This is a genomic window from Aquimarina hainanensis, assembly GCF_042684685.1.
GTDB lineage: Bacteria > Bacteroidota > Bacteroidia > Flavobacteriales > Flavobacteriaceae > Aquimarina > Aquimarina hainanensis.
Map to the genome: position 1 here is coordinate 59,502 of NZ_JBHULX010000002.1, position 15,481 is coordinate 74,982.

The 15,481-nt window shown below is 31.1% G+C and carries 16 protein-coding genes; 1 reads left to right on the plus strand and 15 read right to left on the minus strand.

Annotated features, from left to right (window positions below):
• Positions 1–25: 25 nt before the first annotated feature.
• The 4 genes from ACFSTE_RS03030 to ACFSTE_RS03045 form a co-directional block, all read right to left on the minus strand.
• Positions 26–508, minus strand: coding sequence for a DUF6265 family protein (locus ACFSTE_RS03030; protein ID WP_176029334.1), 483 nt, complete (start codon positions 506–508; stop codon positions 26–28).
• A gap of 264 nt (positions 509–772) precedes the next feature.
• The gene (locus tag ACFSTE_RS03035; RefSeq protein WP_378256314.1) at positions 773–1,216 is read right to left on the minus strand and encodes a hypothetical protein; all 444 of its coding nucleotides are present in this window, start codon (positions 1,214–1,216) and stop codon (positions 773–775) included.
• An 83-nt stretch (positions 1,217–1,299) separates the two neighbouring features.
• Positions 1,300–1,761 (minus strand): SMI1/KNR4 family protein, encoded by a 462-nt coding sequence (locus ACFSTE_RS03040; protein WP_378256312.1) that lies wholly within the window; start codon positions 1,759–1,761, stop codon positions 1,300–1,302.
• Positions 1,762–2,706: 945 nt separating this feature from the next.
• Positions 2,707–4,566, minus strand: coding sequence for a hypothetical protein (locus tag ACFSTE_RS03045; protein WP_378256308.1), 1,860 nt, complete (start codon positions 4,564–4,566; stop codon positions 2,707–2,709).
• A 727-nt stretch (positions 4,567–5,293) separates the two neighbouring features.
• On the opposite strand from ACFSTE_RS03045, the gene ACFSTE_RS03050 reads away from it, so the two are divergent.
• Complete coding sequence (locus ACFSTE_RS03050; RefSeq protein WP_378256306.1) at positions 5,294–6,049, plus strand: hypothetical protein; 756 nt, start codon at positions 5,294–5,296, stop codon at positions 6,047–6,049.
• Between the two features lie 136 nt (positions 6,050–6,185).
• Here ACFSTE_RS03050 and ACFSTE_RS03055 read toward each other — a convergent pair whose 3' ends face one another.
• The 11 genes from ACFSTE_RS03055 to ACFSTE_RS03105 all read right to left on the minus strand — a co-directional run bounded on the left by ACFSTE_RS03055 (position 6,186) and on the right by ACFSTE_RS03105 (position 15,475).
• A complete protein-coding gene (locus ACFSTE_RS03055) occupies positions 6,186–7,043 on the minus strand; it encodes a hypothetical protein (protein WP_176029339.1) in 858 nt (285 codons plus the stop codon).
• A gap of 14 nt (positions 7,044–7,057) precedes the next feature.
• A complete protein-coding gene (locus tag ACFSTE_RS03060) occupies positions 7,058–7,759 on the minus strand; it encodes a hypothetical protein (RefSeq protein ID WP_378256304.1) in 702 nt (233 codons plus the stop codon).
• Positions 7,760–8,093: 334 nt separating this feature from the next.
• Positions 8,094–9,017: a hypothetical protein gene (locus tag ACFSTE_RS03065; RefSeq protein ID WP_378256302.1), complete on the minus strand. Its 924-nt coding sequence runs from the start codon at positions 9,015–9,017 to the stop codon at positions 8,094–8,096.
• Positions 9,018–9,231: 214 nt separating this feature from the next.
• Entirely contained in the window at positions 9,232–9,672 is a 441-nt protein-coding gene (locus ACFSTE_RS03070; protein ID WP_176029342.1) for a hypothetical protein, read from the minus strand.
• A gap of 153 nt (positions 9,673–9,825) precedes the next feature.
• Positions 9,826–10,680, minus strand: coding sequence for a hypothetical protein (locus ACFSTE_RS03075; RefSeq protein ID WP_378297952.1), 855 nt, complete (start codon positions 10,678–10,680; stop codon positions 9,826–9,828).
• Positions 10,681–11,065: 385 nt separating this feature from the next.
• Positions 11,066–11,944 carry a hypothetical protein gene (locus ACFSTE_RS03080; RefSeq protein WP_378256294.1) on the minus strand — a complete coding sequence of 293 codons (879 nt, stop codon included), beginning with the start codon at positions 11,942–11,944 and terminating at the stop codon, positions 11,066–11,068.
• A 58-nt stretch (positions 11,945–12,002) separates the two neighbouring features.
• Entirely contained in the window at positions 12,003–12,752 is a 750-nt protein-coding gene (locus ACFSTE_RS03085) for a hypothetical protein (protein WP_378256292.1), read from the minus strand.
• The gene (locus tag ACFSTE_RS03090) at positions 12,733–12,855 is read right to left on the minus strand and encodes a hypothetical protein (RefSeq protein ID WP_378256290.1); all 123 of its coding nucleotides are present in this window, start codon (positions 12,853–12,855) and stop codon (positions 12,733–12,735) included. The genes ACFSTE_RS03085 and ACFSTE_RS03090 overlap by 20 nt, the downstream gene beginning before the upstream one ends.
• A gap of 78 nt (positions 12,856–12,933) precedes the next feature.
• On the minus strand, positions 12,934–13,848 hold the full coding sequence (locus tag ACFSTE_RS03095) for an alpha/beta hydrolase (protein WP_378256288.1): 915 nt from the start codon (positions 13,846–13,848) through the stop codon (positions 12,934–12,936).
• Between the two features lie 47 nt (positions 13,849–13,895).
• On the minus strand, positions 13,896–14,783 hold the full coding sequence (locus ACFSTE_RS03100) for a YybH family protein (RefSeq protein ID WP_378256286.1): 888 nt from the start codon (positions 14,781–14,783) through the stop codon (positions 13,896–13,898).
• Positions 14,784–14,854: 71 nt separating this feature from the next.
• Positions 14,855–15,475, minus strand: a complete 621-nt coding sequence (locus tag ACFSTE_RS03105; RefSeq protein WP_378256284.1) for a Crp/Fnr family transcriptional regulator — start codon at positions 15,473–15,475, stop codon at positions 14,855–14,857.
• Between the last annotated feature and the right edge of the window lie 6 nt (positions 15,476–15,481).

Consider the following 15,481-nt stretch of genomic DNA (forward strand, 5'->3'; position numbering starts at 1 on the left):
TTACTAGTAATCCGCTGGAATCGATTTAGTTTATGGTTGGCTGTTTTATTTGGATATAAGAAAACCCCTTGTCGTTTTTTCCTAGCACACTAACCTTTATACGATCTGTATCTATTCTTTTGTATTGAATTTTTTTGGGAAAATCGTGATTGATATTTTCAAAGGATAGGTATTCATTGTTGTCAGGATTTAAAATAAACTCAATCGTTTTTCCGTCATTTTGATTGAGGACTGTCGCTCCATATACTAAGTGATCCCCAACATTTTTAATCGTTAATGTTTCAGAGATGATTTTTTTATGTTTCACAAGTTTATATGAATACCCAACAAGTCCGCCTTTTGGGTGCTTTTCCCAAAATTCGTACTGTTCTTTCCCTTCCTTTTTCCACGTTCCGACGAAAAAGTCCAATTTAGATGTTTTATTTTCGTTACAGGATGCCAAAAGGAATAGCAGACAAATGGCAGATAGTATTTTTATGTTTGATGATTTGTAAATTCCAATTTTCATAAGTGTTTTAATTATTGTTGCAAGTTACCTTTATTACTATGTTTTAAACTTGTTTTATGCCTAGAAATATATCGTATTTTTAGTTGGTACACAGAGGGTAGTGTATACGTTGTAGCTAGACAAGTATACCTGAATCTATCGATTTTTCTGCGCATTTTTATTCCCCAGTAAGACGGATAAAAAAATGAGTGCAGTACAGAGGAGAAATACCTTTTGATCTGGTACTAAACTATTCTGGTTTTGTATAAACTGTTGTAAGACCATTTAGTTTTTTAGAATAATCCCTTCCATTATTTCGGGATTATTTTTTTTGAATTCTTCAATTTCGTCATGCAATATTTTTTTTAATTCACGGCCTTTAATTATGATTTGATCTTCTAAGGAATAGTTTATTTTGTATGTCATAGTGTCAAATGAAGTGAGTGCTAAAAGTATTCCGTCGAAAGGGATGTCATCCGGCATAACCATTTCAGTTTCTAAGATTTTTTTCTGACTAGTGTATATTGGAAAAAAGGGGGTTCCGTTAGTATCTTTAAACATGTGTAAATGATGATGATAATCATTATTGCTTTTTCCTATAGAGCGCATCATATATATTTTTGAACCAAAAATATTCTTTATCTCATCTTCATTAACTTTTTTAAGGTTACTGCTTCCGCAATTAGATAAAAAGAGTACTGACACTATGAGGATAATATATTTTTTCATAATTATTAAGTTCAAGAAACGGGACGTTTCACTGTTTATTAAATGTCTGATTGGTTATATATCTTATTAGTTGTAGTTATTTCTTATTCATCTTCGTATTCCTCATACTCATTGTATACCTCCAGCCAGAATTCATTATTCAAGTCAAATTTCTCTTTGATTTTATCTTGGACATTTTTATCACTCAGTTCTATTTTTTTCAGGATTTCGAGTTGGTTGCCAAATTCTGAAATGGTTTTAGATACTTTTATCGGATGCCAACTTCCTGCTCCATGCCAGGCAAAATAAACTGGGAAATTTTCGTTTTTTTCGTTCATATCAATGAAAAAAGGATCATTTGAATATCCGGAACATATCACATACCAGCTTTCGCGAAAATCTCCCGCATTTTCTCCGGTTATTTTTTCTCCCGTATTTCCGTGAATTTTATACCCTATCTGAAAGTCATTTAAAGTATCTGGCTCAGGGTAGAAATGTGGTAAGCAAAAATTCTCCAGCGTAATTTTCTTTGCGATAAACTCTTTTATTTCATCAGGTATTTCCATTTTTCACGATTTCGTTCTTAGTTGTGGTCAGTTTCTTATTTCATCCATCCTTCTACGATGTAATTCCTTTCAGTTATTTTATAATCCTTTTCCCATTTGAAGATTTAAACTAAAATTCAATTCTAGCTCCATATTTATCACCCCAAGAACCTTCATAAACTGTAAATTCTCCAGGATATAATTTGGAATCAAGATTTTCTACTTTAACTCGTGACCTAACTTTCATTCTTTTTGCTAAAAAAGATGATCTTTAGAAGTCATTTCAAAAGTTTTTATATAAAAGTACCCTATTTCAGTTGGTCTGTAATTTGTGAAATAGCTATAAATACCGGGTTGAAATGATGAAGCCACAACCAAATTAAATTCTCCAAATTCTTTTTCAGTTGGTTGTGTTTCTATAGACTCATAAATTTCAATTTCTTAAGGAATTACTCTATTCATTCTATAATCATTTGGTGGTGAAAAGGTAAAAATAATTGATGCAAAAACAAATAGAAATCCTGAAATCAATATCTGAGGAATCAAGAAGTACCATTTCTTGATAAATATTTGAATGATTGCAGAAATTATATTACTTACAATATTGACAAAAAACAGTATTAAAGAAATACCAATTATTGAATCACTTTTTAAAACTTCTCCAAGTAGAAATATGATAAATGGAATCAAATATGACACAACTGGAATCCACCAAACTTCAAAATATTCAAATATGATAGTTTTGACTTTCTCTAAAATCATTTTGATTCTATAATCTTTTTTAAAAATTGGCTATAACATTTTTGTATAAGATTAGTTAAGTTGTTTAAGCAATTAATTTAGCAGAACCACACAAATAGAAAATCCTTTTGGGTTTTCTATTTGTGTGGATTAGTAATTAATTTTATTTGGTATTGGTAACCGTTATTTTTGTCGTATTATATTTAATAATTTCAATCCATTAGATCAAAATCTTGTAAAATAAGGATATTCCCAAACTGGCAAGATATGAGGACTAACGAAAGACTTAAAAACTCTTTCTCTTGAATTTGAGCTAAAATAAAATGGATTAGAATTTATGAATACATTTTGAAGATAATCTTGGTATGAACTGAATGAAGAATAGTTTTCAGCGATTGCCTGAACTGGCGTAAAATCAACGTTATTAAATACTTCATGAATATCTCCTTCAAACAAACCTGATGGTATTTTAGGTATTACAATTTTATCAACGGTACCGTCAAAAATAAACTCTAACATAATACTTGGGTTGTCAATAGAAATATGGACACCAGCTTTTGTTTCGTTTTCTATCCGAATTCTACCAACTTCATAGTTAGGGATTCCTTGAAAGTTTAATTGATTTCCTGCTAATGAAAAATCTATAGATAAATTAGGAACATTTATTGATTGAGGAGGCAAGCCAAGCCCTTCCATATAGTAATTATTGGCTTTTAAAGAATAAAAATAATCGCTAAAGATATCTGGGAAATTGTATTTGTACTCTAGAGAAGTTACATAGCGCATATCGGATTCATAGAGGTCATGGCCACTGAAAACATTCATTAATTCGGTGTTTTCAAAACCATAGATACGTAAAAATTGACTATTAACGGGGGAATTAAAATGGATTGAATTGGTAATTACATTATTGTTACTAAAATCAGAAGGTTGTAATGCAGAAACATTTTCTAGATGATCAATAAAAGCCCATTTATAATCATTTGCTACTGATTGGTAATTATACGCTTTAATTAGTGTTTTTGAAGATCCTAAATTATTCGTATAAGAGGTTGTTATCGTACCACTTAAAGTATCATTGATATTGACCATTGAATATCCTTGTCCTGAAGCTCTTATATTTCCTGATAAATTAAGATTGCTTGTACTTAATTCTATGAATGCATGAGAATTTGTTAGCGGTCTAGGTTCTAAAGTAATCTCGTTTCCAATTCTATTTTTTGATAAATTATTGTAACAAAATACATTATAAATACTATTGTCAAATACTTCAAAAAAAGTTAACATGTATTCTGTGTCAGGGGTAATAGTAGTATTACAAAATTCTAAAGTTTCTGGTTGATTATTATATACTTTACTGTCAATGTAGTTTCCTTCAGCATCAGAGAGCATAATAAGCAGTTTTTCTTCGGAAGCTCTAGTAAACTTGTTGGGCAAATTAATTTTAATAAGAGGCTTTCCTATTAAGATATTAATTGAATCAGATGACAGATTTCCAACCTCGTCTTCCATTAAAAATTTTAGTTTAGTTTGCCCTTCTGGATATAAATCTGAATCTATTTCAAATGTATGGTTAGAATTTTCTTGAACTTCAGAAACAAGTATGTCATTAACTAAAAACTGTACATTTTTGACATTTGTGACGGCATCTTCGATTGTAGGATTTAGTGTTATTTTATTACAAATAACCTGATCAGGGATAATTCCCATATTAGAAATGACTGGACCATTATTATCAATTCTAAATTTTACTGATTTATTTACTGAATTTTGATTTGGTTGGAAAACTTCTACATTAAATAGGTGTTCTCCATCAGAGTATTGCGACCCATTAAGATTGTATTCATATGGGGGTAGATATATGATTTTTTCTATATCACTATCTATCGAAATAATAATTGAATCTATTGTAGTCTCATTTGCAATTGTAATTGAAATGTTTTTCTGATGTAAAACATCAAGAGTATCAAAATTTAAAACAATGTTTGAAGACGCTAAAACAGGCTCATTAATTGGAGTGTCTTTACTACATGATACTACCAGAATTAATGCTAACAATAATTCAATAAAAGGATTTTTTCTCATTTCATCTTTTTTAATGATTGCTATAGGTTACTATATGTGGCATAGTAAAATAAAATGTTACCCTACTTTTTGATTTTTTTGCATAGTGATTGCAGACTTTAACTTTAGCAAGAATTACGCCTTATCAAAATATAAGAACTATTCGATTAATCAATTAGCGGTTATGATTGCAAATATGGAGTTATAACTAGTTAGATTATTTGATTTTAGGTAGTAAGAATTTTTCTAATCCAAGTTTTAAGATTAATTCACTTTTAGTTGATTTTAAAATTTTGAGCTCCTGTGGTCCGCCTTCTATACCAGAAATCGTTATCAAGTTAGAGTTTGAGTCAAAATTCTAAGTTCCGTTTATTTTTCATCCATCATAGAAGTATCGAATTTTTCGTCCGATTTAAAGTTAAGTTTTCATTTTCCAATTACTTCAGCCTATCAGGTGTGCTAAACCAGCTTTACCAACCTCTCTGTTAAGTATTTTTATAAAAACCCAGTTAGCAAACAATTACGTTGGGTTTTTGATCATTTAGGTTAATAGCTATACATATGAATGTTAATAATATTACTTTTCTATTTGTTTATTTAATTACTTATAACAGAGCCTGTTTATACCGTACCGTTGTATAGACGATATGGATGTTATGTATATTGTTAGCCACCGTTTTTTATTTTTTCTAAAAATTCGGCATTGTAACGAAACATATTTTAGTTCGTCTTCCGTAAAAACTAAATTATGAATTATCCATTAATTAGACCTAAATTCTACTTCTCTTTATTCAAGGATATTGTTAGTTTTATAAAAACTCCTCATAATAAACCCGATCTTAAAAAATCGTCTAAGCAAAAAGTCTATGAAACCATTGGTCTTTTTATCCTGAAATTGGTATTTCTAATTCCTGTTATTTTGTTTTTTGCTTTTGTTTATGATCCTAAAAACATACAAAGTGTTAATATGGCTGATCGGTTTTCTCCACTTGCTCTTTTATTGGTTGGAGGATTCATCTTACCACTTATTGAAGAAATCGCTTTCAGGCTTTCTTTAATTTTTAAACCCCTTTATCTCTCTTTGTCATCCAGCGCATTGTTGTATTATTTTCTTACCAAAGCTATTTTTCATACCAAAATAAGTATGGTGGACGAAAGTTTTGCTTTGAGAATTTCTTTGGCTCTTTCCTTTGGGGGACTTCTTTTTTTTATTCTTAATATTAAAAAGGTAAACGAATATGTAGCTGATTTTTGGACTGCTAAGTTTCGAATCATTTATTATTGTTCTTGCCTTATCTTCGCCTGGGTACACCTGTCTAAGTATGAGCTTATTTGGGTGAATATCCTTTTGCTTCCTATCATTACTTTACCTCAATTATGCAGCGCCATTATTTATGGGTATACCAGAGTATCATTTGGTTTAAGATATCCATTACTCTTACATATTACTATGAATACCATTGCGATAACCCTGTCTTTTTTATCTGCTTCAGATTTAATTTGATCTTTAGTTAGGGGAGCCTTATATTATTTTCTGAATAAACAGAACTGATTGATTTTTAAAGATAAAATATTTGTGGTTTTATTCAGGGGGGGCTTACTATCAAAAAAGATAGTTGTGCAACGATTACTGTTGTTGTTTATCGTTTTTTTATTTCATATTCAAATTTCAGAACTCTCAAGTTCCATAAAGTTAAAGTTTGTATAGCAGTAATTCTATTATTTGCACTACTTACTACTAGCTTGTCTTTAAATGATTTAATGAACTTAGTCCATAGTTGTCCTTTTGAGTCTTTTAGTAAAAAGTAAAATCCGCTATCTCCAATTTTTTGTCCCCCTGAATCCAAAATGAGTTCCCCGTTTTTTCCAATTTTAGGCGTTAAAATAACGGTTGCATTTCCATGTGGCAAAGGGAAAATTGCTTTGATACATGTCTTTCCTGATGGAATAATACAGGTTTCATAAACCCCTGAATAAACTACTTGACCTGACGATTTAAATGCCCGAAACCAAATTGTTCTTTTAACTTCATTTGTTTTAGAATCGAGCAGTTGAATTATTTCACTTGTCAATCCTGAAGCATCCTCTATGTTTTGAATCGGAACATTTAGTTGTTCTATTCTTTTACTGAAAATTAACCTTACTAAAAAACCAAAAACCTTGAAGAAAGGATTCCATTTTGATTTTAAATGAAGATCATAATTAGAGGTGTTTTCATAGAAGTCAATTACATCTCGAGATAAGGCGTTTATTTCATTTGAAGATAGATTTAATTGGTCGATTGATTCAATTAACCCCTTGTTTGTTTTTTGGTTATCAATAACCAAATGTTCTTTTCTCGCTAATTGCTTGATGAATTTCTGACCAATACCATTTGTGTCTCCGAATGGTCCCAAAAGCCACTCATTATTTGTTTTATCAATTTTCTTCCCAAAAAGGATTACCCACTGCTGAGTACCCCAATCTTGTATGCTTTGTTTTTTTCGTGCTATTCCCATTTTTATTTCAATCCTTAAATGTTGGGAATAAAGCCTGATTGCCCTTTCCACTCACCAAACTCGGCTAACGGTTTAAATCTTAATGTAGTGAACTCAAAATGAAAATCCTTTCTTTCTCTTTCTTTCATTGCTGCGGAATGTCTTTTTGGTTTTTCAACCGTACTATGACCATGAACCATATCGGTCATTTCTTTTTCAGATTTCCATATTGAAAAGGTCGATACTGTATTCGGAAACTTTACTGATGCCAATGAAAGGGTAGTTCCAGGGTGGTCTCTTACCAGTTTTTCTACAGGTCTTCCCCAATTGATAAATCTAGGTACAGCAAAAGGTTTCATTCTTGCAATTGTTACAGCAACTACAGGAGAGGTTGGACTTTCTAGCCTGTCTTTATAGTTGGGGATTTTGAATCCGCTGAATTTCCCCCATCTTCTGATAAAAGACAAACGCACATGCCAACCTTTAGCTAAAACTCTTCCAAAACTGTCTTGCTCTAAATAGTTTTCAAGTTTAATTTCATTTTCCCATTGCATAAAAACAGCTATCTGCCTTATTAAAACCCTAGAAGAAGAAAAGATTGGAGACCCTAATGTCATTGCAGTCATGTATTCAGAGTGAATCAGTCCCTTCGTCTTTTGGGAAATTGGATTCGAGAATATTCTTTTTACTGCAACAAAAAGGGGGAGTTCTACTAAATGATAAGAAAACATGCTCACTGCTATATTGATTGAATTTATAGTTCTATACGGTTCTTCTAATTAACGCCCTTGTATATGAAACGTAGCGTTTAGAAAAACATTAATTTTCCGAATTATAAATTACCCTAAATTTATAAAATTCATTTTGGCTAAGTAATCAATTCGCTATTTTTTATATACATCGTGGCTGTTGCACGACTCCAAATATATTTAGAGTCATCCTTATATTATTTTCTTAATAAATATAACTGATTGATTTTTATAGATAAAGTATTTGTGGTTTTATTCAGGGTTTTTGCTTACTATCAAAAAAAATAGTTGTGCAACAGTTACTATTGTTGTAGCCAGTTTTTTATGTATGTTGAATTATAAAGCACATAATTTTGCTGTCAGGTTCAAAGAAAATATACAAGTCTCCATCTCCCCAAAAATTCATATTTTCAAAATATTGCTTATACCATTCATCTTCTGGCTTTACGTTTGTTCGCTTTGTCTTTATATTATCAACCCCATTATAGGTTAATTGACAAAGTAGTTTCATTGTTTTATTTGATTTTGGACAGGCAGGAATGTCAGGGTTTTGAATCCAGCTTGGAACTCCTGTATGTCCAATGCCAACAAAGTCAGTTTCTTTTTCCGTTTTTAAATACACTTTTTCATAAACTATTTCCGAATCTGATTTTAAATCGTCATATGAATTGTCCGTTTGCTTTAATTCCTCAATGTCCAATACTTTAGGATTCAATGGGTCAGAGTAGTCTATAAATAACTTGTCAAAATTCAAGTAGACTGGTGCAGCAATGTGCAAATCAAATGGAAGCCAATTGAAAGCTTCATCTGTTTTTGAAAATTTCCCTAAGTATTGAAATGGTGCTGTAAACTCAAATGTAGGAATGTTGAATTCTTCTGGGGTTTCTCCACCTAAGTAGCTTTCAGATGATGATACTTGATTGAGGCTATAAATCTGATTAGGGACTAATTTCTGGAATTCAAAACCTATTTCGTTTTCGTTTAGTTTTCTTTCGGTTTTGTGTCCTTCATCACTATTGTAGGCTTTTATCAATTCCCCATCCTTAAAAACGAGTTCAATTGAACTCCAAATAGTACTAGCAGTTTCTTTATCTACAACTTGTGTTTCGAGAAATTTTTGACATTGTTCATCTCCATTGAATTCAGCTTCCCAACCAGCCAGATAAATATGTTCTTCTTTTTGTCCAAAACAAGAGGTAAATAATCCCAAAAAAGTCAATAGTATAATTCTGGTTAGTATTTTCATTTCTCAAATTGGCTACACACGTTTTGTGTATGAGTAGTAGCGTTTAAAAAGCCATAAACTTTCAAGTTTGCGCAGAGCCAAAACGTTGTATTTTGTTTTTATCTTCTCTATTTTAGAAGCCAAATTAAAAATTTGGCAGACTTTATAAATATACACAAACCTTTCGGTTAAGCACTTATTATCTGTGTTTTATACATCGTGTTGTGCGACGTATTTATATTTTCTGGTTCAATTTCTTAAAACAATATTGATAATCAAATATTTTATCCAAATCGCAAATCAGTTCTTTGGCTTGTTTTTTCTCAATAACAGGAACAAAACAACTCATAATTCCGAAATCTTTTGTTTTAAAAAATAATTCCAAATATAATTCCGTTTCAGTTGGTTTGAATATTTGGTCAGAACTTAAATCAGAATATTCATTTTCGATTTCCACATACAATTTGTCCAATAAATTATGGTTTTTTAATATTCTGATAATTTCTTCGTTTTTCTTTTCGTACGTTGCAATATCAATACAAGAATTCAACTCGGGATTCTCGATAATTACGTCTTTGGTAATTCTAATATAAAAGTCAGAATTTGGCAAAATCAGAGTTGTATTTAAAGATTTCGACGAGTTTTCTAATTCTGTCAGAATTTCTTTATAATCCAACGTCTTTTGAGAAAAGGATTGGTTAAAATACAGAAATAATATTGTGTAAATTAAAATTCTCATTCAGTTCTGATATGTTGCACAACGATAAATATAACTAACGTCGCTAATCCCAATATTAGCAATGTTTTGATATATAATGTTATAAATTCTTTATTTTTCAGATTCTAGTTTTTCAAGCCTTGACTGTAACTCGAGAAGTTTTTTGTTCAGTAATTTGATTTCCTGATTTTCTTTTTCAAGATTTTGAATTTTCTTTTCTTGTTTGATTGTGTAAAGAGTTAATTCTTCAATTTTTTGAAGTAATTTAGAGTTCATTTCTCCAAGTAAAATCCCATTTTCTTGTACTTCTTTGGCACTTGGGATATCTATTAAATATCCCTTTTCTTTTATATGATTTTCTACTTCGTTAAGAGTGGGGAGTTCATAACCCTGCTTAAAAACATAATCTGGCCAACTGGTTTGTAAAGCTACTTTGACCTCCTCTGCAACTGCTTTGCCCGCTATTGAAAGTTTATAACCTTTGGTGTCTATAGTTCCTATTGCTAAATTCCCTTCTTTAGAAATTCTCATTTTTTCTTGTCCGTTAGAGAAAAATCGTATTGGATTTATCCCGGATACACCTAGAATCATACCTGAATCAGTTCCTCCATAGTACTGAACAAAACCATTGTTAAGTTCACCTTCTCGGTTGAATGTGATCTTTGACCAGTCAGAGCTTAAAGAAGTTAAACACAAATCCCCCTCTTTTGCGATTCTCATTTTTTCTTGTCCGTTAGAGAAAAATCGTATTGGATTTACACCAGATACACCTATAATTATTCCTGAATCAGTTCCCCCATAGTATTGTAGAAAACCATTATTAGGTTCGCTATTTCTTTTAAAAATTAATTTTGACCATTCTGTATCCAAATTTGAGGTAAGTGTTAATTCTCCTGAAATATCTTGTTGTGCTTTAATGCTAAAATTAATTCCTACTAACAGAATTATTAATATGATCTTCTTCATTTCTTCTTGTTTGTTTTTTTGTTTTTTGGATATTGTTACCTTAATTTTCAAAAAGATTGTTTATAACGTTTATTATAAGTGGTGTAGCAAGGCAAAATGTTACCTCTGCGTTGAATTTTTCTGCGCATTGGTTACTAACTTTTTTTATTGCGAGTGTTGTGCCATTACAAACTGACGAGGTCATCCAATTAATCATATAGCTATGATGATCACATATACATCGTGGATGTTGCACGACTCCAAAATATTTAGAGTCATCCTTATATTATTTTCTTAATAAATATAACTGATTGATTTTTATAGATAAAGTATTTGTGGTTTTATTCAGGGTTTTTGCTTACTATCAAAAAAAAGTTGTGCAACAGTTACTTTTGCTAGGCAATGTTTAGTATTCGATTTTTCTTTTCACGTACTGATCAACATAACCATAATAATAAAATGTTTTTTCTATCCAATCTCCGTATTCATTGTATTTGTACTTGTATTCTTGTTGATTTTTACCATCTTTATTATTACTTATTATATTATCAAAGGTATCGTAAGTAGTAAATTCTTTACTAATAACAGTTTTGTTTGGTTCTGAAAATAATATATATTCAATTTTATTTTTTCGTTCATCATATTTATAGGTAGCTGACCTGATAAGATTATTATTTGAATCGAGTTCTTTCGTTCTAATTAAGTTATCAAACTCATCATATTTATATAGTGCTTTTGGATATCCTCCATATCTTTCGCTAATATAATCATGCTCTAAAACCTTTCTACCTTTCTCGTCATATTCGTAAGCAAAAGCTTTTTCCCATACTGAATTCTTTATAAATTCACTTAATATGAGATTACCATTTTTATCATAAGTATTTCTTTCGTTACTTATAGTATCTTTATTTCTGATTTGAATTTGACCGGTTACTAGTGATTTGTTTTTATTATTCCTTTCATAAATCTTTTGATCAGTTAGTCCTCCCTCACTATCATAAATTTCTTCTCTTAATAAATTTTGATCACCATCATATAAATATTTGACAACAATTTTTGACGAATAAGTTTTCTTGATTATGTTCCCATACATATCATATTGTCTCTCTTCAGATTTTTCAAATTTAAGATCTTCTATACGTTCAATTTTTGCATTTAATCCTGGTTTGGAATAATACTCATAAAATTCTTTTTTTATTCTTTTTTCAGAAATTTTATTTTTCTCTTGACTTTGACAAGATGAAAAAAGTAAAAAAAAACTGATAACTATTAAAAGATGTTTCATTCTTTGCTTTGTTGTTATATTGCTTAACGGTTAGTATAAACGATCGATTTAATGTCGTTTATACATTGTTGTGCGCAGTTTTTACCTTAATGGTATGATTATCTATTGTTTGAAAGATGATTTTATTGCTACGTTCCTGAAATACTACTCCACTTTCAATTAAGCGTCTTCTTAAAATGTTTAAATCTCCTGAAAAATTAATGATCTGTAATCCATTTTCAAGAGTTGAATTTAATAAAAAATTGTTGTCATGCTCACTATTCCAATATTGAATTTCAATAAACAAATGACTTTGTTGATACATCCACTCTCTGTTTTCGATAACATCAATGTCCGTATTTGGTGCTTGTAGGTTTTTATTGCCTAAAAAATATAAGGTGAATCCATCACCACGATTTACGTACATACGGACAAATAATTTTAGGTCTAAAATGTCCTCATAAAACTTGATGATTTTCACGGGATCTTTTGTTCTAATAGTTAGTAAACCAAGTGCAATTTGCTCATCGGTATTTAGAATTTCATTTTGTTTGAACGTTTTTTGGATGAATTCTATTTGGTGGTGCTCTGTGTCGGTAGTATGAGATAGATACCCAATATTCCCAAATTGAAAAGGAGCTCCAACTGGATGGTTTAGTTTGAGTAATTCTGTGTAAATTTTTTGTATATCATCAACAAATAGGCTGAATTTCCAATAATTATCAATACCGTCCTGATCATAGGGCTTAATTGTACTTGATCTGTCAAATTCTAGTTGAATTTTATGATTATTGTTTTTCAATACCAGGTTATAAAAAAACAGAATCATCAATAGTCAGTTCCTCTTCTAATTTGAATCCTAAAGCAATTGTGAAAAAGGGATTCGTTTTTTCAGGATCGAATATTTTTAACGTAAAGCTTTCTAAAATCATATATTGAGGTTTTAAATGTAAGGAATATAAAATAGAAGAATTCCAGACATCGTCCGGAATTCTTCTGTTATAATTTCATCACTGCTTGGCAGACATATGTTTCAGAATGTAACCAAATAATTCGTCTTTTTCCTGTATCATATTTTCAATAATTGTAAGGTGATCTCTGTTCTGAATAACGTACAAGTGACACTTTTGCTTTTCTTCCAGTAATTTGTCTTGATATTCTTTTGTTTGCCTAAAAAATTCAGCCGTATCAAATTCTGGTAAAATTAAATGGATAGGACACAATGCAGTTTTCGTATTATCCAGTAATTGAGGACTGACAGTCTTTGCCGATTCAAGTGACATCTTAATTTCATCATTAACATAACTGTCAAGTAGAAAACGAATATCAAATAATCCAGCAAGAGAAAAAATAGACTTTATTTTATTGCTTGCTTCGTCAGGCAAATTGTATTTACTCCAATCTGTTTTGTGCAACATAGTTACCAAATGTCCCCCTGCTGAATGACCAACAAGGTATACTGCCTGTGAATTTTTGTCGTAAGCTTCTTGTAGTATGGTTGCCACTGCTGCTTCCATTTGGCGTACAATAGATTCCATTGGTTTATCATTACTCCAATCTTGAGCCATACGATATCCTGGCATATATACAGCCATACCTTTTTTATTAAATGGCTCTGCCAAAAAAGAAAATTGCTCCTTTGAAAACCATTGCCACCAACCACCATGTATGTACACAACAATCGGTGCATTTTCTGAGACGTTCTCCGGGCGAAAAACATCCATTTCTCCTAAATATTCATCATTACCAAAAGGTATCGTCTGGAGATGATTCCCCATTTTTTTCCTGTACGCATTACTGTTTTTTGTTGTAATATCAATATGGTTAGGAAGCAAATCATCTGTTGGCAGCCGTCTCGTCCAAAGGGTTGGGTTGTATTGATGATCTGTCTGTTCTCTTGAAAAAAAGTTCCATAATTCTTTCATGACTCTTCTTATTTTAATCGTTTTTTTATAGTTAGGATTCGTATTTTCTAATATTGTTTTAGTACTTCAAATTCATCATACGTTAATAACCATGTGCCATCTACTTTCTCCCATTTTTCTTGATAAATTTTACCTTCTCCAATATTCATGCTCCATTGGGATGATAGAAAGACGCTGTTATCAGTTTTAATAGTAAATATTGGGTTGTGGTAGGTCAAGTTTGTAGCACCATCAGTGATTAACTTCCCCCAAAACGCCTCAATATTTCCTTTTCCGTTTTCAGTTGCAAATGGCACCGCGTTCATTGTGGCGTTATCAGAATACCCATTTCCGCAAACTTCCTTTTTTCCTGAATTAAAGCCCATTGTCCAGCTAATAGATGCCTTGATAACCTCTTCCAGGATAATATGGCTCGCTACAGGGTTCGTCGTATTTTCTTGAGGAGTTTCAAACTGATCTAACACTTCAGAGTTATCATAGGTCAATAACCATTTTCCCTCTATTTTTTTCCATTTTTCTTGATAGATGATTCCATGACCTACATTCATGCTGAAATTTGCAGATAAAAAAGCTGTAGTTTCATTGACAACCTCTATGCTAACGTTGGTATAAACTAAATTTGTGGCGCCAGATTGAATAAAAGGTGTCCAAAATTCAGAAATTTCCTCAGTTCCTATTTTCACCCCATGAGGTATTACATTCATTATAGCACTTGAGTCATAATCCTTTACATAGGCAGCAGCATTTCCTTTATTAAATGTTTCAATCCAATCTTCACTTGCTTTTAAAACTTCAAGAGCGATTTCATGATGTTTTGTTGGTGAATGCTCTTGATAAGATTGTGGTATAATTTCTTTTGTTTCTTCTTGTCCAAAAGAAGGTGTAAAAAATAGCCCTGTAAGAAGGGCAGTTGTAATCATTTTTATTCGTTTCATTTTTTATCCTTTAAATTTTCTTCAAAGGAACGGCGAATAAAATGTTGATACCTGTGACTTTTGTTACAAGCTTATTTTTTTCCTGATATTACGATCTGTTTTTGCCCAAGAGAGATCAAGTCGTTTTTTTCTAATGTCTTTAATAGGCGGGAGATAACTTCTCTTGTTGTACCTAATTCATGAGCCAGTTGTTGATGTGATTTTTTTACAATAGAATTGTCAGCCTTCGAAATCAGGTAGTTAAATAAGCGGTCTTTAAGAGGTTGAAATGCGAGTGTGGAATATTGATGGATAAGGTAGTTATAACTTTCCCTGAATGTTTTTGTGGTAAATGCATTCCATGATTTGTACTTAAAATTCCAATCTTTAACAAATCGAACAGGAATATTGAGAATAGTTGAATCTTCTTTGACTATTGCGTTTACCGTACTTTTACAATCTTCAAAACATGCTGATAATGAAAGGGTACAGGTTTCCATGTCATTTAAGTAGTAAATGAGAATTTCACGATCTTCATTGGCTTGATATACTCTTACTTTTCCCTGTAAGACAATCTTTAATACTTTAATGTATTCATTGTTTTTAATAAGAAGGTCCCCCTTTTTATGGGTGGTAATATTAGAACAGTGATGAAGTTCATTTATAAGTTCTTGATTGGTAATTTGAAGTTTCTTTATAAAATTGTTTAACATTTGAGC